This is a genomic window from Streptomyces sp. NPDC003011, from assembly GCF_053591515.1.
In genome coordinates, this window is sequence record NZ_JBSFTY010000128.1 from 1 (window position 1) to 17,999 (window position 17,999).

At 70.0% G+C, this 17,999-nt stretch carries 14 protein-coding genes; 11 read left to right on the top strand and 3 right to left on the bottom strand.

Going from position 1 to position 17,999, the window contains the following annotated elements; genetic code table 11:
• Positions 1-510 precede the first annotated feature (510 nt).
• Positions 511-1,884, bottom strand: a complete 1,374-nt coding sequence (locus ACWD0J_RS38495; RefSeq protein WP_451500522.1) for a M1 family metallopeptidase — start codon at positions 1,882-1,884, stop codon at positions 511-513.
• A gap of 65 nt (positions 1,885-1,949) precedes the next feature.
• Positions 1,950-3,200, bottom strand: coding sequence for an MFS transporter (locus ACWD0J_RS38500; protein ID WP_451500523.1), 1,251 nt, complete (start codon positions 3,198-3,200; stop codon positions 1,950-1,952).
• 312 nt (positions 3,201-3,512) lie between these two features.
• Here ACWD0J_RS38500 and ACWD0J_RS38505 point away from each other — a divergent pair, with 312 nt between their 5' ends.
• From ACWD0J_RS38505 to ACWD0J_RS38540, 8 genes are all read left to right on the top strand, one after another.
• The gene (locus ACWD0J_RS38505; RefSeq protein WP_451500524.1) at positions 3,513-5,378 is read left to right on the top strand and encodes a S9 family peptidase; all 1,866 of its coding nucleotides are present in this window, start codon (positions 3,513-3,515) and stop codon (positions 5,376-5,378) included.
• Positions 5,379-5,503: 125 nt separating this feature from the next.
• Positions 5,504-7,495, top strand: a complete 1,992-nt coding sequence (locus ACWD0J_RS38510; RefSeq protein ID WP_451500525.1) for a carbamoyltransferase C-terminal domain-containing protein — start codon at positions 5,504-5,506, stop codon at positions 7,493-7,495.
• A 91-nt stretch (positions 7,496-7,586) separates the two neighbouring features.
• Complete coding sequence (locus ACWD0J_RS38515) at positions 7,587-8,771, top strand: cupin domain-containing protein (RefSeq protein ID WP_451500526.1); 1,185 nt, start codon at positions 7,587-7,589, stop codon at positions 8,769-8,771.
• A gap of 122 nt (positions 8,772-8,893) precedes the next feature.
• A complete protein-coding gene (locus tag ACWD0J_RS38520) occupies positions 8,894-9,400 on the top strand; it encodes a DinB family protein (protein ID WP_451500527.1) in 507 nt (168 codons plus the stop codon).
• Positions 9,401-9,880: 480 nt separating this feature from the next.
• Complete coding sequence (locus ACWD0J_RS38525; RefSeq protein ID WP_451500528.1) at positions 9,881-11,113, top strand: JmjC domain-containing protein; 1,233 nt, start codon at positions 9,881-9,883, stop codon at positions 11,111-11,113.
• 5 nt (positions 11,114-11,118) lie between these two features.
• Entirely contained in the window at positions 11,119-13,275 is a 2,157-nt protein-coding gene (locus ACWD0J_RS38530) for a M13-type metalloendopeptidase (RefSeq protein WP_451500529.1), read from the top strand.
• A 32-nt stretch (positions 13,276-13,307) separates the two neighbouring features.
• A complete protein-coding gene (locus ACWD0J_RS38535; RefSeq protein WP_451500530.1) occupies positions 13,308-14,600 on the top strand; it encodes an allantoate amidohydrolase in 1,293 nt (430 codons plus the stop codon).
• Entirely contained in the window at positions 14,597-15,196 is a 600-nt protein-coding gene (locus ACWD0J_RS38540) for an LOG family protein (RefSeq protein ID WP_451500531.1), read from the top strand. Before ACWD0J_RS38535 ends, ACWD0J_RS38540 begins: the two co-directional genes overlap by 4 nt.
• Before the next feature lie 44 nt (positions 15,197-15,240).
• Here ACWD0J_RS38540 and ACWD0J_RS38545 read toward each other — a convergent pair whose 3' ends face one another.
• A complete protein-coding gene (locus ACWD0J_RS38545) occupies positions 15,241-16,239 on the bottom strand; it encodes a LuxR C-terminal-related transcriptional regulator (RefSeq protein ID WP_451500532.1) in 999 nt (332 codons plus the stop codon).
• A 234-nt stretch (positions 16,240-16,473) separates the two neighbouring features.
• On the opposite strand from ACWD0J_RS38545, the gene ACWD0J_RS38550 reads away from it, so the two are divergent.
• From ACWD0J_RS38550 to ACWD0J_RS38560, 3 genes are all read left to right on the top strand, one after another.
• The gene (locus ACWD0J_RS38550; protein WP_451500533.1) at positions 16,474-16,773 is read left to right on the top strand and encodes a hypothetical protein; all 300 of its coding nucleotides are present in this window, start codon (positions 16,474-16,476) and stop codon (positions 16,771-16,773) included.
• A gap of 192 nt (positions 16,774-16,965) precedes the next feature.
• Positions 16,966-17,097 carry a hypothetical protein gene (locus ACWD0J_RS38555; RefSeq protein WP_451500534.1) on the top strand — a complete coding sequence of 44 codons (132 nt, stop codon included), beginning with the start codon at positions 16,966-16,968 and terminating at the stop codon, positions 17,095-17,097.
• Positions 17,098-17,227: 130 nt separating this feature from the next.
• On the top strand, positions 17,228-17,999 hold a 772-nt coding region (locus ACWD0J_RS38560; RefSeq protein WP_451500535.1), incomplete at its 3' end, for a hypothetical protein.

Here is a 17,999-nt window from a genome sequence, read left to right on the forward strand (position 1 = left end):
TGGCCAAAAACCCGGGGACCGCCGACGGCTGAGGCCGTCGGCGGTCCTGTTTTCGGGTGTGGATCTCCGGTTGTGCTTTCCCGGGCCATGGGTGGCCTGTGATGAAGGTCTCAGGGCTTGGGGCTGGGTGACGTAGCCCTTGGGTGCCCAGGTGCCCAGTGGCTTGGCCGGCAGGGGCGTCTGGGCGGCGATGCCGCGGATCCGGCGGTTCCGGCAGAATGTCGCCTGGGTGCTGGCCGCCCCCTGCGCCTCGACCGAACCTCGCTCTGGACCGACGCGTTCACCACCTCCTGGCGGCGCGCCACCGAGCTTGAGGCCCGTACCTGACGACCGCCCACCGCCCCGAAGGATGTCGAGGGCAGCAGGGACAGAACGGGCAACCAGCCGCACACGGTGGCGCCGTCACGCCGCCGAAGAACCGAGGTCAAAGTCAGTAGAGCCTGCGTGTGGGCCATGACGGCCGGCGAGATCCTCGCAAACCTCGCCGCATACTGCCGACGAATTAACCACTCAGGACACCAGGGACGGGCGGCCCTTGGTGAAGAGCCAGGTCCTGAAGAGGTCGTCGAGTTGCCGGCCGGAAATCTTCTCCGCCAGTGCAATGAACTGCCGAGTGTCCGCATTTTCATAGCGATGCTCTTTTGCCCACGCTTTCAGGAGGGTGAAGAACGCGCGATCACCGATGTGCTGCCGCAGCACATGAAGTGTCATCGCGCCACGCCGGTACACCGCGTCGGCGAACATCGTGTCCCGCTGCGGATCTCCCACAATGATGTTCCAGAACTCGGAAGGGGCACCCTCGTAGGCTGCCTTGAACGCCTTCTCGACGGTTTGTGTTCCGGCACGGTCGGCCCATAGCCACTGGGCGTAGGTGGCGAACCCCTCGTTGAGCCAAATGTCCTTCCACTGGCGCACGGTGACCGAGTTTCCAAACCATTGGTGGGCGATTTCGTGCGCGATCGTGTGTTCATGGCGGACGGGCACGGCGTAGGAAGGCTTCGTCTGGGTTTCCAGGGCATACGACACGCCCGGTACGGAATCGACTATGGCGCCCGTCTCCTCAAACGGGTACGGGCCGAAGAGCTGGGTCCAGTAATCGGTGGCTGCGGAAGTGATCTTGTAGAAGTCCAGTTGGCCGGCGGGCAGGTTCTGGTCGTAGGCCACGTAGAGGGGGACTCCGCGGGGTGTCGTGCCGGATTGTGTCGAGAACTTGCCGATCGCCACGGTTGCCAGATAGGACGCCATCGGCTTTTCTCCGCGCCAGGTGTACGTGACCTGGCCGTTCTTCTCACGTGAACCCGCAAGGCGGCCGTTCGAGATCGCTGTCAGTCCCTTGGGGACCTTGATGTGGAAATCGAACGTGGCCTTGTCGGTCGGGTAGTCGTTGCACGGGAGCCACGTGGAGGTGGCATTCGGCTCGCCGGTGGTGAAGACGCCGTCGTCAGTCTTCAGCCAGCCGTACTTGGAATCGCCGACAATCGGACCTTTCAGCGGTTGAGGAACCCCGTCGTAGCGGACTTCCACCGTGAAACGCGCCCCGTCCGGGAGGCCGTGCCGCGCAGTGATGGAGATTTTTCCATCGCCTCGCCGGAACGGAGCCGGATGGCCGTCGACGCGGATCTCGGAGACGTGGAGACCATTCAGATCCAGCGAGAAGGAGGACAGATTCTGAGTGGCCTTGGCCAAGATCGTGGCCACACCCTCAAGCGCGGATGTCCGAGGGTTGTACGAGAGAGCGAGATCGTAGTGCCGGGCATCGTATCCGCCATTACCGAGAGAGGGGAAGTACGGATCGCCCAGGCCGGAGGTTCCCGGGCTGTAGGGCTTCGGTTCGGCGGCTGCGGCACCGGAGAGGACAACCGGGCAGACCAGGGCGGTGGCCATGGCGACGGAGCAGAGGCGCGTACTCATTGTCGGCTTTCGTCTCGAAGCGGTGAATACTCGGGGCGTCAGGTGCGGGCCGCGTCCATGGCCGGCGTGGGCTCTTCGGCCGGGGCCACCACCTTGCGGATGTTCCAGAGAGCCACCAGGCCCGCTACGCCCAGCAGGGTCGCCTGGACGTCCAGGGCCAGGGGGAGGCCGATCCAGGCCACGAGGGTGCCGGCGCAGACCAGCCCGAGGGCCTGGGAGCCGTCGAAGATGCTCTGGAGGCTGGCCAGGACTCGGCCGCGGGTCGCGTCCTGCGTGTGCATCTGGGTCACGGACATCCGGCCCGCGAAGGCCGCGATCCCCGGGGCGCCCAGCACGGCGAAGAGGCCGACGAACCAGCCCATGGTGGTGGTGATGTACGCGCTGTTCCAGGTCGCCGCGGTCATCACGGAGAACACGACCAGGGACCAGCCGAGCAGCCGTCCGGGTTCGATGCGCCGGGCCAGCGTGCCGACGAGCAGACCGCCGGCCATACCGCCGATGGCCTGTACGCCTCGCAGCAGGCCGGTGTCGCTCTCCCCGCCGCCCAGCCGGTCCGTCACGAACACCACGAACAGGACCGCGAACAGGCCCTGCGCCAGCCCCATCAGAGCCACCGTCACCACCATGGCCCGCAGTCCGGGCCGGTTCCTGATCTCCCGCAGCCCCTCCAGGTAGGCGCGCCAGGCCGTTTGGTGGGCCGGCACCTTGCGGGTGACCCCGAAAGGCCGCAGCAGCAGCCCGATAGCCAGCAGGAAGGTGGCGGCGTCGGCGACGACAATGCCCGTCAGGCCGAACCAGCCCAGGACGAAACCTCCGAGGGAGGCGCCGCCGAGCCTGGCCAGGTTTCCGTTGAGGCTGATGAGCCCGTTCGCGGCCGGCACCTCATCGCGCTCGACCAGGGAGGGCAGCAGAGCGTACTTGGCCGGCTGGAACACGGTGGCGAGCGCGGCCTGCACGGCGGTCACGATGTTGACGACGAAGACCTGGTCAGGGCCCTGCACGGTGAGCAGGGGCAGGAGCGCGAGCACCTGTGCGAGGCTCACCCACACCATCGTCCGGCGGCGGTCCCAGCGATCGGCCAGCACACCTGCCACGGGCGAGAGCAGCAGGGCCGGCAGCAGTTCCACGAGGAAATTCGTCGCGGTCGCCCCCACCGAACCGGTGAGCTGATACACGTAGACCGGCATGGCGACCATGAACATCCAGTCGCCCGTCTCCGAAATGAATCCGGAAATCCACAGGCGGCGGAATCCAGGATGTGCCATCGGGCCCTTCAGTGAAAAAGTCATGAGTCCCTCTCACTCTTCCGCTGCTCCCTGCCCGGGAGGCTCCCCAGCGAGTGTCCTTGGACGGGTGCCGTTCTTCAACCCGCCTATGGTGGCGTGAGGTTGGGCGCTATGAGCAGCCGTTCTGCCGACTGTTCAAGTGGTTCCGGGCCTCGGTTGAACACCGCGCTTCCGCCTGCTCAGCGCGTTCGCGCTTTTCTTCGTTGACATGCCAAATATCGGCCTTCTAGCGTCGCTGACATGCTTCCCACCGACATCAATCTGCTTCCTGTGCTCGGCCGGCCCACTTTGTCGGGTGACGGTCGTCTTGCGGCCGTGAGCGTATTCCGGCCGGATGTGGACGCCGACGAGAATTCCAACGAGCTGTGGGTGGCTGAGACGGACGGGTCCTCGCCGGCCCGCCGCCTCACCCAGGGCTCGAGCGATGGTGCGCCGGCCTTCTCGCCCGACGGACGCTGGCTGGCCTTCCTGCGGCCCGGGCCCAAAGGACCCGCGCAGCTGCACCTGCTGCCGATGGACGGCGGCGAACCGTTCCCGGTGACCGACCTGCCGCTGGGTGCCGGCCAGCCGGTGTGGAGCCCGGACTCGCGCTGGATCGCCTTCGCCGCGCGCGTCCCCGAGCCGGGCCGGTATCTGCCGGGTGTGCCGCCGCACAAGGAGCGGCCCCGCCGCATCACCACCCTTCGCTACATGTCGGACGGCATCGGGTTCACTTTCGACCGGCCGCATCAGATCTTCGTCACCGACCCGTTCGCGGACACACCGGTGACGACGCAGATCACCAGCGGGGAGTACGGCTGTTACGACGTCGCGTGGAGCCCGGACAGCCGGCTGCTGACCTTCGTCTCCGGCCGCCACGAGACGCACGCCGACGACCTGCGCCGGGACATCTGGGTCTGCGCCCCGGACGGCACCGGACTGCGGGCGCTGACCGACGGCGGCCTGGAGCTGGGCTGCCCGCGCTTCTCGGCCGACGGCTCGGCCGTGTGCTTCGCCGCCGAGACGCTGGACGAGCACAACCGGGCCAGCGGGGCCAACAGTTACGGCCTCTGGTCTGTGGCCGTCGACGGTTCGGCACCGCCGCTGCGGCTCACCGACCCGGAGCCGTACCACCTGAGTTTCGCGAGCCAGATGATCGCGCCCGCCTCCGACGGCGTGTACTTCGCCAACGACTACCGGGGCGAGGTCCATCTCGTCCTCGTGCCCTACGACGGCGGCGAGCCCAGGCCCGTCATCACCGGGCCCCGGCAGGTCAACGGATACGCGGTCGCCGAGGGACCGGAAGGCACCACGATCGCCGCCGTGCTCTCCGACGCCGGGAGCGCGGGCGACCTGGTGGTGCTGCGCGGCGGCGAGGAGCGGGAGCTGACCTCGTTCGGGGCCGAACTGCGCGCCCGGGCCGGCCTGTTGCCGGTGGAGGAGTTCACCGCCAAGGCCGAGGACGGCTACGTCCTGCACGGCTGGACCGTCCGCCCGGCCGGTCCCGGCCCGCATCCGGTGCTGCTCCAGATCAAGGGCGGCCCTTTCACACAGTGGGGATACACCCTCAACGGGCCGGCGTCCTTCGAGGAGGCCCAGGTCTACGCGAGCGCCGGCTACGCCGTCGTACTCGGCAATCCGCGCGGCACCTCCGGATACGGGCAGGCGCACGGCCGTTACGCGGCGAGCGACCTGGCCCGCCGCACGGCGACCGATCTGCTGGCCCTGCTGGACGCGGCCCTGGAGGCGCCGGACATGGACGGGACGCGGGTCGGAGTCCAGGGCGGCTCGTTCGGCGGCTACATGGCGGCGTGGATGGCCGCGCACCACGGGGAGCGGTTCCGGGCCGCCATGGGCGAACGCGGCTGCTACGCGATCGACAGCCACTTCGGGTCCGCCGACGACGGGGTCAACAACTCCATCGCGCTGTACGGCGCGGACCAGGAGCGGTGGGCGGAGATCAGCCCGCTCACTCATGCCGACCGGATCACGATCCCGATGCTGCTCATTCAGTCGGAGGAAGACCGGCACACGCCGATGGAGCAGGCCCAGCGGATGTTCGTCGCCCTGCGCACACGCGGTGTGCCCGCGGAGATGCTGCTGTTCCCCGGCGAGGGCCACGACATGTCGCGCACCGGTCTGCCCAGCCACCGTGTGGCGCGGTACGAGGCGATTCTGGAGTGGTGGGCCCGCCACCTGTGACCCGGCCGCCTTCCCCCGGCCCCGCCCGCACGCCGAAGCACCGCTGATCGCCGACGCGGCGCACGGCAGCGGGGCCGACTCAGCTCGTGCAGCCAGCGATTCGATCAGGAATGAGGTAGGCGACGGTGACGGATTCCAGCGCCGGTGAGTACTTTCTCTCGGCTTATCTGACCCCACCGGGCGAACGCTCGGTCATCTCCCCGCGACACGATCACAACGTCTCCCTGTGGCGGCGGTCCGCCGGGTCCGTCGAACTCGTACGGCACTGGGAGCTGGAGCGGATCAGCGGACAGAAGCACCACGCGTGGCCGCTGTTCACGACGGAGCGCACCGAGGCGCTGCTCGACCGGCTGCTGGCGACGGAGGGGCTGTCGACGGCGGATCTGAGCGCCAGCTGGGGCACGCCCGGACTGCCGGGCCACACCCCGGTACCGGTTCCGGCCGGTGCCGAGGAGCTTCCCGTGCACAGCCTGGCGCACCTGTTCAGCGGCATCCTGATGGACAGCAGGACCTTCCGGGAGGAGACCATCATCGGGATGGCCGTGGACGCCGCCCCGGACCTGGTCCTGGAGGACAGGCTCCCGCCCTACTACTACGCCGGCTGCGTGTCGGTGAAGGGGCGGATCACCTTCGCGCCCGTGGAGTCACCGGCACCGCTCTACCATGCGGCCGACCGGCTGTTCGGCAAGGAGCCCGGCACCCTGATGGCGCTGGCCTCGGCCTGCCGTACCGAGATCACCTACGACGCGGCGGCCGCCGTCGCCGAACTGGAACTCTTCGGCGGCCGGGTGCAGCCCTGGGCGGCCTCCTTCGGGCTGGTCAGGAAGGTCATCGCCGAGGCGGAGCGTCAGCTGGGCCGGGAGACGAGGCCGGACTCCAGGTTCACCGCTGAGGAGAACCTGCAGAGCGCCGTGATGAAGGTGGTCCAGGAGTGCTGTGAGCTGCTCATCGTCCGCAACATCGAGAAGCTGACGGAGATCGGCGGAGTCCGTACCGAGGACAGCTATCTGTCCATCAGCGGCGGCTTCGGGCTGAACGTCCAGGCGAACACCCTGGTCATGGACCGCTTCGGGTTCCGCGGGCTGCTCACGCCGCCGTGCGCCAACGACTCCGGGGTGGGCCTCGGCCTGGGGCTGCTGGGCCTGTACGGAACAGGCGTCCTGGACGAGGCGGACCTGCGCATCGACAGCGCGTACTACGGCAACGACCTGGCGGACGTGGAGGAGGCGCTCGCCGAGTTCGCCCCGTGGATCGAGGAGGCGTCGGACTTCTCGGCCGACCAGTTCGTACAGGACCTCACCGACGACGTGGTGGTGTGGGCGGACGGCGCGGCGGAGATGGGGCCGCGGGCGCTCGGGCACCGCAGCCTGCTCGGGGATCCGCGGTCGGAGAAGGTCAAGGACCTGCTCAACGAGTACAAGCAGCGGCAGTGGTGGCGGCCGGTCGCTCCGATCGTGCTCGCCGAGTACGCACACGAATGGTTCGAGCAGGACCGGCTGTCGCCGTACATGCTGGAGGCGGCGGTCGTACGCGCGGAGCAGCGGGACAAGGTGCCCGCCGTCCTCCACCTGGACGGCACGGCCCGGCACCAGACGCTCACCGAGCAGGTCAACCCCCTGCTGTACCGGGCGATCGACGCGTTCCGCACGGCGACCGGTGTGCCGATCGTGTGCAACACCTCTCTCAACGACAAGGGAGAGCCGATCGTCGACACCGCCGCCGAGGCCCTCACCTTCTGTGTCCGCAAGGGAATCCGGATCGCCTACCTCGGCGGACGCCGGGTGGTGCTGCGCCGGACGGAGGAGGCGCAGCTGCCGGTGCCGGCCCGGCCGCGCCCCCGCGCGGAGGAGTTCTTCGCCGGGCAGGAGGCGGACCGCGACGCGCTGTGGAACTCCTGGCTGGAGCGCGGCTACTCGGAGGGCGCCCTGCTGCTGATGACGGGCACCCCGCAGCTCCTCGCCGACCCCCAGACCTTCACCCCGAACCGGGTCCGGCTGCTGGCGGAGCGGGTGGCCGCCCAGGACCCCGGTTTCGCGCAGGGCCTCGAGGAGTTCCTCCAGGACAACGGCCCGGGTGTCGCCTTCGGCGTGGGCGCCCCGCCCCGCCGCGCCGCCTGACCGCCGACACCACGGGCGTCACCGGCGACCCGGGACCGGCCGGTCGCCATCCGCAGGCATCCCGACACGCACCACAGAGAGGGGACGGACCATGACGAGCTACACGTTCGACGACCTCGTAGGGGACGAGAAGGTCTTCTTCGCCGAGTACTTCAACAAGAAGCCGATGCTGCGCAAGGGCGCGCTGAAGGACCCCAAGGGGGTGCTGTCGCTGCGCAGGCTGGACGAGCTGGTCCAGCTGGAGATCATCCGGCCGCCCTACCTGCGGGTCAACCTCAAGGGGCAGGGCGTCCCCGAGAAGGGCTACACGAAGACGATCACCGTGCAGGGCACGGACGTGACCGACACGGTCGACGCGCAGAAGGTGTACGAGCTCTTCCGCGCCGGCGCCACCATCGTGTGGAGCTCCCTCAACCACGTCGACTCCTCGCTGCGCCGCTTCACCCAGGTGATCAGCGACAAGTTCGGCGCCCGGACCGACTGCGTGGCCTTCCTCACGCCGGCCGGCAAGCAGGGCTTCTCCCCGCACCACGACCCGGTCGACCTGTTCATCGTGCAGACCGAGGGCACCAAGCGGTGGCGGCTGTGGAACCCGCCGCAGGTGCGCCGGGCGCAGGCCGCGTCCTACACGGCCGAGCAGCTCGGCGAGCCGGTGATCGACGTGCTGCTGGAGCCCGGCGACGTGCTCTACCTGCCGTACGACACGCCGCACGCGGCGGCGGCGGAGGAACTCGCCTCCGTCCACCTGTCGATCATGATCCGGCCGCGCATGTGGAAGGACCTGCTGCAGCAGAGCTTCGAAGAACTCACCGCCGACCCGGAGTTCAACGAATTCCCTTACATCGGCGAATCCAGGGACAGTTCCGTGGAGGAGGTCTTCAAGGAGAAGGTGCGCGCCCTCATGGCCCGGTTCGAGGCCGTCCAGCCGGCCGCGGAACTCGACCGGCTGGCGGAACTCGGCCGTCGTACGCCCGGTAACTCCACGGGTAACACGTTCCGGACGACCGCGGAACTCGACACTCTGGAGGCGGGATCGGCGCTCCGACTCACCGATGTCGACGTGGAGTTCGGCGCGAATCAGGACGGGCGCGTCCAGGTGACGGTCAGCGGTCACAAGATCGCCATTCCCGCACCGGTCGCCGAAACTCTCGCCGGAATGAGCGCGGGCGACCACATCATCGCTTCGGACGTCTTCCCCGGTGCGGAGCCGGCCCGGGCGGCGAAGACGGCCCAGGGGCTGGCCCGGCTCGGTCTGCTGGAGATCGTGGCGGCATAGTACGGACCGGTACGCCGTCGGCGGAGACCGGACAGTCGTACGGCCCCACCACACGGTGGGGCCGTACGACTGCGATGTCCGCCGGCGGACACGACGACACGACGAACACCGCAAGGATCACCGTGACAACCGAACGCGTTGGCCCTCCCACGATCGCCGACGAGCGTGAAATGCTCCGCGGCTACCTCGAGTTCCACCGTGCGACACTGGCCCTGAAATGCGAGGGCCTCACCGACGACGAGCTGCGCCGGCAGTCGATGCCGCCCTCGACCCTCTCCCTGCTCGGCCTGGTGCGGCACATGGCCGAGGTGGAGCGGTCCTGGTTCCGCAGAATCGTCGACGGCGAGGACATCCCGCTCGTCTGGTCGGACGACTTCGACTTCCAGGTCGCCTACGACGCCCGTGAGGCGGACCGGCAGGAGGCTTTCGACGCCTGGCGCACGGAGATCGAGCACGCCCGCCGGATCGAGGCGGCGGCCGAGTCCCTGGACGTCGTCGCGCACGACCGCCGCAAGGACCAGACGGTGTCGCTGCGCATGGTCATGCTCCACATGATCCATGAGTACGCCCGGCACAACGGGCACGCCGACTTCCTGCGCGAGGGCATCGACGGAGCCGTCGGCGTCTGACGCGCGAGCCCCTTTTCCCGTACCCGAGTTCCGTACGCAAGAGAGCCGTTTTCATCCGTGCCGGCGCGGATGAAAACGGCTCTCTTTCTTTTCCGAAGAAGGTGTTCGACCGCTCCCCGTCGTCAGTTGAACACCCGTGAACTGGGCTTCTTCGATTCGATTTCCCAGAAGGGGAGTTGAACAGTCGGCGGGGATTGCACCCGCCCCCGGGAATGGGCCACTATTACATCACCACCGGGAAACGCCCGGAGGGACCGAGAAAAGGAGCTCAAAATGGAGAACACCTTCGACGACATCGAGTTCATCGAGACCTCCGCCGAACTGCTGGCGACCTCCTACTACGTCAACATCCAGTAATTCCCGGTACGGCATGAGGGGCGGCGGCCTCAAACGCCGCCCCCTGGCCCGGACCACACGCTGAGCGGGCCGAGAAGAGTTCTTCTTCTCGGCCCGCTGGAACGCCCGTGGGAGGCGGAGAACGTGGGAATCACCGCTGCCGACTGGACCTTCGCGTCCCTCGTCGGCGACACCGAGAGCTTCTTTGCACAGCATTTCGACCGGCAGCCGCTGCTGCGGCGCGCGGCGCTCGCGGACCGGGTCCGCGACCTGGTCACGGTGGACCGGCTCGACGACGTCCTCGCCATGCAGGCCGTCTCGCCGGCGTACGTGCGTCTCGCCAAGAACGGTCAGGGCGTGTCCAGCAAGGCCTACACCCGCACCACGGGAGACCACGGGACGGGACTCGCCGAAACCGTCGTACCGGAACGGGTCTACGAACTGTTCCGCTCCGGCGCCACCGTCTCCTGGAACCACCTCGAGCACCTCCTGCCCACGGCCCGGCACCTCGCGGACGTCTTCGCCGGCACTTTCGCCTGCCCCGCCGAGGTCGTCGCCTTCCTGACGCCGGCCGGGCACGACGGGTACGCCCCGCACCACGACCCGGTCGACGTCTTCGTCGTCCAGATCGAGGGAACGAAGGACTGGCAGGTCTGGCAGCCACCCGCCGACCGGCGCGGGGACAGCGTCCGCTACCCGGCCGACCAGCTCGGTGAGCCGGCGCTGCGCACCACCCTGCACCCCGGGGACGTGCTCTACCTGCCGTACGGGACGCCGCACGCCGCGGCCGCCAGGGAGCAGGTCTCACTGCACCTTTCGGTCACCGTCGCCCCGCGGCGCTGGCGCGACCTGCTGGTGGAAACGGTCCAGGAACTCGTGCGCGACGAGGAGTTCCACGACGTGCCGTTCCTCGGCGACGCCACTGCCCGCGACGGCGCCGGCGGCCACCGCGGCCGGACCGCGGACCGGTACCGCGAGAAGGTCGCCGAGCTGTGCGCCCGTCTCGTCGCGCTGGCGGCCGACGACGAGACCGAGCGCCTCGCCGAGGCCGGGCGGGCGCGGGCGGGTGTGGACCGGTCGCGGGAGTTCGCGCGGCTGGCCGCCCTGGACGCCCTCACCGCCGAGGCGCGGGTGCGGCGCACCGAGGCCCCCGTCGAGCTCGGGGCGAGCCTCGACGGCAAGACCTCCCTGCTGGTCAACGGCCACCGGCTGGCCGTGCCCGACGCCGTCGCCGACACGCTGCGCGCACTGGAGCGCGGCGGTTCGCTGCCGGTCGGCGGATTCCTCGCGGGGGCCCCCGAAGACCGTTCCGTCCGCGCGGCCCGGCAGCTCGCCCGCCTCGGCGTCCTCCAGGCCGTGGGCCGAGCGGAGGCCTGAGCGCCGTGTACGCGACGACTGGGGCGACACGTCCCGACCCCGCTCCCGGCGGCCCGGCGGCCGGTGGAGCGGGGCCGCGCCCCGGCGACCTCACGGCCGACCTGTCGGTGCGGCCGCAGGACGACTTCCACCGGCACGTCAACGGGCCCTGGTCGGACGCCTTCGTGCTGCCGGAGCACCGCGCCGAGGTGACGCTGCTGTCGCTGCTGGCCGAGGAGGTCGAGGACGATGTCGTCCGCGTCATCCGACGGGCTGCGGCCGGTCCCGGTGACGGCGACTGCGCTTCGCGGGCGATCGCGGACCTGTACGCGAGCTTCATGGACGAGGCGGAGATCGAGTCGCGCGGAGCGACGCCCCTGGCCGAGGACCTGGCCGGCATCCTTTCCGCACGCGACCGACGGGAGCTGGCCGCCGTCCTGGGACGGCTGCAGGCACAAGGCGTGCGAGGCGCGCTGGAGCCCTCCGTCTCGGCGGACCCGGCCGACGGCTCCCGCTACTCCCTGACACTGACCGCGTCCGGCCTGGGCCTGCCGCGCCCCGCGCTCTACCACGCGGACGGCCACGAAGAGCTGCTGCCCGGATACCTCCGGCACGTGAGCGCCATGCTCGCTCACGCCGGCCTGCCCGCCCCTGCCGAGGCCGCCGAGTGCGTCCTGCGTGCGGAAACGGCCTTGGCCCAGCTCCATGCACGCGCTTCCGCGGCCGCGGAAGCGCCCGAGGCCCCCGCCTTCGCCCGCACCGCCGCAAACTCCCCGGGCGCCGGCACGGGTTCCCCGGGCGCCGCCGCGGACTCCGCGGCCGCCGGCGCCGCGGCGCCGCACACCGGCTCGGCGGCACCCGCGTCCGCGCGGACGGCTCCGGCCCTGCCGTACTCCGTCGGTGAACTCCGCGCGCGAGACCGGGGGCTTTCGTGGGCGGACTGGCTGCGAGGCCTCGGGGTGTCGGACCCGGGGGTGGTCGTGCGTGTCCGGCCGGCGGGATTCCTGGTGGCGCTGGAGGAGTGGTGGGCCGGCACGGATCTGCGGCTGCTGCGGCTCTGGCTCGCCTGGCGGTACGTGCACGAGATGGCGCCGTTCGGGACGCACGCGGTCTTCGCCGAGCACTTCCGCTGGTACTGGCGGGAGCTCACCGGCGCCCGGCAGCCGTGGCCGCGTACCAGGCGGGCCAGCGCCTTCGTGCAGACGGCCCTCGGTGAGGTCGTCGGGGCCCGGTACCTGCACGAGCACCTGACGCCCGGCACGCTGGCAGCCGTACGGCAGCTGGTGGACGATCTCGTCGGCACCTACCGCCGCTGCCTGGAGGGCGCGCGGTGGATGCGACCCGGCACCCGGCGGGCCGCGCTGGCCAAGCTCGACGCCATGCGCTTCGACATCGGCGCCCCGGCGGCTGTGGCCGACTGCACGAGCCTGCGCACGGACCCCAAGGACCTGGTGGGCAACGTCAAACGCTCCCGCGCCTGGCACATCGCCCGTGAGCTCGACCGCCTGGGCGGCCCGGTCGACCGGTCGGACTGGAAGGTGCCGCCGCAGTCCGTCACCGCCTACTACCGGCACAGCCTGAACCAGGTGGTGATCCCCGCGGCCCTCATGCGGCCGCCGGTGTTCGACGCGGCCGGTGACCCGGCACGCAACATGGCGTTGCTGGGCTCGATCGTCTGCCATGAGATGTCGCACGCATTCGACGACCGCGGATCCCGTTACGACGGGCACGGCCGGCTGCACGCCTGGTGGGACGCCGAGGACCGGGCCGAGTTCGAGCGCCGCGGCGCCCTGCTGGTACGGCAGTACGACGGGTATTGCCCGCGCGGAGCCGACGGCGCCCGCGTCAGCGGGGCACGCACGCTCGGCGAGAACATCGCCGACATCACCGGCCTGACCGTCGCCCAGCAGGCCTTCGCCGCGCACCTCGACGCGCTGGGCGTCACCGGGGAGCCGTACCGGCGCCATATGCGCCGGTTCTTCATGGTGTGGGCCACCATGTGGCGGGCCAAGCGCACCCGGGACCGGATGCGGGAGCGGCTCACGCACGACTCCCACGCACCGCCGGAGTTCCGCTGCAACGGCGTCCTCGGCCATGTCCCCGCGTTCTACGAGGCCTTCGGCGTCACCGAGACGGATCGTCTGTACATCCCGCCGGAAGCCCGGTTCTCACTGCTGGGCTGAATCCCCTGCCACTGGAAGGGAGAGGAAGACACATGAGCCACACGCTTGTCGAGCGGACCGGTGCACTGACCCTCGACATCGACGCCGAACGGCTGCTGCGCCGCGTCGAGGAACTGGGGCGGATAGGGGCTGACCCCGCCACCGGCGGCATCACCCGTACGGGGTTCAGCCCGGCCGACCGCGAGGCCCGTGCCTATCTGATGGAGGAGGCGCGGACCGCCGGGCTGTTCCCGGCCGTCGACGCGGCGGGGAACATCGTCGTGCGGCAGCGGCACACCCGGCAGCCCACGGCCGACCGACAGGTCGTGATGGTGGGCTCGCATCTGGACACCGTGGTCGACGGCGGCCGGCTGGACGGCGCCTACGGCGTGATCGCGGCCCTGGAGGTCCTCCAGACGGTCGTCGAGTCCGGCATCGGTCTGCGGCGCGAACCCGTGGCCGTCGCGTTCGCCAACGAGGAGGGCGCGCTCTTCCCGCAGCCGTTCTGGGGTTCCATGGCCGTCGCAGGACGGATCGCGGACCTTCCCCGGGAGCCGTGCGACCACCAGGGGCGGCCGCTGCGCGACGCGCTGCGCCTTGCCGGCGGCGACCTCGACGCCCTGGGCAGCGCCTCCTGGCCGAGGGAGTCGGTGGCGGCGTACCTCGAACTCCATGTGGAGCAGGGCCCGGTGCTGGAGCGCAGCGGCAGCCGTATCGGTGTCGTGGAGGCGATCACCGGACGCATCGTGCTCACGCTGGAGATCCGGGGCGCGGCCGGGCATTCGGGGACCACCCCGATGGACGCCCGCTCCGACGCGCTGGCCGCGGCGGCCCGCGTGGTGCTGGCGGCGGAACACATCGCCGGCCAGCGGAAACTGTGCCGGGTGGCCACCGTGGGCCGGATCGCCCCTCATCCGAACACCCCGAACACCATCGCCGGCGCGGTGCGGATGACGGTGGACCTGCGGGACACCGACGTCTGGCGTGCGGGAGACGCCGAAAAGGCGCTGCGCACGATGCTGTGCGACATCGCCGAAGCGACCGGAACCGAGATCGAGGTGGTGGCCGAGACCCGCTCCGACCCGGTCTCCACCGACCGCCGGCTGCGTGCGGCGATCGCCCGTAGCGCCGACGAACTCGGCCTGGCACACGAGGAGTTGCCGAGCGGTGCCGGACACGACGCCCAGTTCATGGCCGACATCGCGCCGATCGGCATGATCTTCGTGCCGAGCATCGGCGGCGTCAGTCACGTGCCGGAGGAGAACACCGCCCCCGAGGACCTCGTGGCCGGGGCGCGGGTGCTGCTGCGCTCCGCGCTGCGCACGATCGGACTGGAGGATCTGTGAACCCGACCAGGAAGAGCCGCAGCATCGCTGTCTTCTGCGGGGCCCGCGCGGGCACCAGGCCAGAACACCTCGACTTCGCCCGGGACTTCGGCGCCGCACTCGCCCGCCATGGCCTGAACCTCGTCTACGGAGCCGGTGGCGTCGGTGTGATGCGTGCCGTCGCCGACGGTGTGATGGAACACGGCGGTGGCGTCACCGGAGTCATCCCGCGGACCCTGCACGACCGTGAGCGAGCCGACCGCGCGCCCGGCACCATCTTCCTCGTGCGCACCATGCACCATCGCAAGGCGCTCATGTACCGGCTGGCCTCCGGGTTCGCGGTACTGCCGGGCGGCCTGGGAACGCTGGACGAGCTCATGGAGGTCGCCACCTGGAACCAGTTGTCGCTGCTCACCAAGCCGGTGGTGGTCCTCAACCACCGCGGGTTCTACGACCCGATGCTCGCGATGCTCGACCATCTGGTCGCCGAGGGCTTCATCGCGGCGCACGAGCGCCGGCTGATCCAGGTCGCCGAGACGGCCGAGGAGGCGCTCCGCCTGCTGGGGGCCGGGACGCGGGCCCCGCAGCGGGTGCCGGAGCCGGTGGCCGTGCAGTGACGGAGTCCGAGGCAGGCCGGGTACCGGGCGCGTGCCGGGACTCGTCACTCCACAGGTGAGGAGAGGAATCCTTTCTGCACGGCGAACACGCCTGCCTGGAAGCGGCTTCGGGCGTTCAGGTACGTCATGAGGCCGGAGGCGATGCGACGAGCGGTGCGTGGTGACACGCCGAGCCGCTTGGCTATGGCCTCGTCGGTGTGGCCGAGCGCCAGCAGCCTGAGCGCCTCGGCCTGCTGGCGGGTCAGGCCTCCGGGATCCGGATGCGCGGGTTCCTCCAGCGGCGCGGCAGACTGCCACACGCTCTCGAACAGGGCGTGCAGCACCGTGATCATCCCCGGCGAGCTCAACTGCACCGCTCCGGCCGAGGTGTCGTCGGCATCCGAGGCGATCACAGCGGACTCGCGGTCGTAGATGATCATCCGGTTCGGCAGGGACGGCACGGTGCGCACGTGGCATCCCTGCTCGACGAGCCAGTGCGCGTGGTCCGCGGTCGCGCGATCGCTTCGGATGCTGTCCAGATAGATGGTGCGCATCCGGACACCACGCTCGAGCAGTTTCTGGTTGAGCGGTCGGGACGCCCTCATGTTCTCCGGCGTCTGCGGGCCGCCCGGGGCGAAGGTGAGGAGTTCCGTCGACACTTTGCTGTTGAGCATGGCCAGGTGGTCGCGGATGGAGTCCAGGCCGTTGAGGTAGGTGACACCGGCTTCGGCCGGTACGGACTCATGGTCTCCGTCGTAGTCCAGGAGGAACCTGGCCGCCGCCGCCCGGCTCGCCTCCAGCCGCTGCTGCTGCTCGGCGAGTTCGGCCTGCTGCTGGGCGATCAGCAGCTCCATGCCCACATGAGGGCTCACCGCGTGCAGCCGGTGGGGATTCTCGGTGGATGCGCGGATGAGAGCCAGGGCGCTGAGCCGGTCCAGTGCGCTGCGTACCGCTTCCTCGGACAGATCCAACCGCAGGCAGATATCGGCCACTCCCTGCGGTCTGTTCAGCATGACCCGGTAGACGGATTCGGCCAGTGGGTCAAGTCCGAGCGAGTTCAGCATTCCTAGGCGCTCCCCCTGTCAACCGTGCAGCCTGAGCGCGGTGCGTCCGAGCGCTCAAACGGATGATCTACGCTATGTGATCGCGATGCGGCTCAGCAAGAGGGCAGCAGCTTTTGGCCGAATCGATTCACGATTCCCTTATTGGCCATATATTTCGGTACACGCGATCCATCACACTGGAGGTGGATTCGACCGAAGTCGTCCTTGGCCCTCCGACTCCCACCAGGTCCCCTCATGTATCTCGTCCACGTATCTGTCCGGCCCCGTCGGCGCGGCACGGCGCTGTCGCCCTCGGTCGCGGGTCCCATCGCCCGTGCCTGCGCCGGCCGGGGTGGCTTCGAGCACGTCAGTGTGCACGCCGACGCGCTGCCCCATCCGGTCCTGGGCCTCTATCTGCGGGCCGATTCGCTGGCCGAGGCCGAGGCTGCGGCCGACGCCCTGTGGTGTCATGTGGCCCTCTTCGTACCGCAGTTGAGGGACTGGGAGCTGGTGCGCGCCGAGGTGCCGCTGCTGAGGCCGGAAGCCGAGGCGTGAGGCCGCGGCCCGGCCGGCGCACCGGGGCGGCCCTGTGTCCTGAGTAGGCCACGGCCGGTTTGACCCCGGCGTCCCCCCTTTCCCTGCGCCTTCCGCAGACGGCAACCTATTTCCCGTCAGCGAATTGCAGCAGAGGGAAAGGCGGAAGCAATGAATCGCGCTGTTTGTCGCAATGCCGTACGTCGTGCAGTCGTGGCCGCCGTTTTCTTGGCGATGGCGAGCGGATTCGCCGCGACCGCCGACAGCCAGCCGGCGGAAAATCAGGTGCAGATCAGTGCGGCCATGACGTACTCGGCCGGCGAGGACGACCACGGCTGGCAGTGAGTACCGCTTCTCGTGAACCAGATCGGCTTCGTCCAGGGGGAAACTCATGGGTCGAGAAGACGCGGAATACCTGATTCGATTGCGTGACTCCCTGTTCAGGGAGCAGCCCGTAGAAGAAATCCCCGTCGGCATGCTGGCGACCGGCTTCTCCCCACGAGTCGACGGCGAGGACACCGAGCACATTCGCACCCTGGCGGAGACGTCCGCCGAACTCCCGCCCATCCTGGTCCACCGCGCGAGCATGACCGTCATCGACGGCGTCCACCGGCTGCGCGTGGCCGAGCTGCGGGGACAGGACCGCATCGCGGTGCGGTTCTTCGACGGGGAGCAGACCGACGCCCGGCTGCTGGCGGTGGCGACCAACATCGCACACGGACGTCCCCTGTCCGCGGCGGACCGCAAGGCCGCGGCGATGAGCATCTTCGCCTCGCATCCGAGATGGTCCGACCGCGCCGTGGCCGCCGTCGCGGGCCTGTCCCCGAAACGGGTGGCGGGCCTGCGCAAGGAGACGGCCCTTCCGCAGGCGGACCGCAGGATAGGACGGGACGGCAGGGTCCGGCCCGTCGACTCCTCGCACCGGCGGGAACGGGCAGGCCAGCTGCTGCGCGACAACCCGGGCGCCTCTCTGCGGCAGATCGCGGCACAGGTGGGTCTGGCCCCGGCGACCGTCGCCGATGTACGCGACCGCCTCCGGCGCGGCGAGAGCCCGGTGCCGAGCCGCGGCCGGGGGCGGACGGCCCCGGCGAGCGTGCCCGCGAGACCGGTGCACGCGGTCGAGGTGGCCCCGGCCCCGGAGCCCGCGGCGGAGATCGGCGCGGTGCCGCACGCCGTGGCCCCTGATCACCTCGGCGGCGTGTCCGGGCGTGGCGGGTTCGAGGAAGTAGCCCGCCGCGAGGTCGACG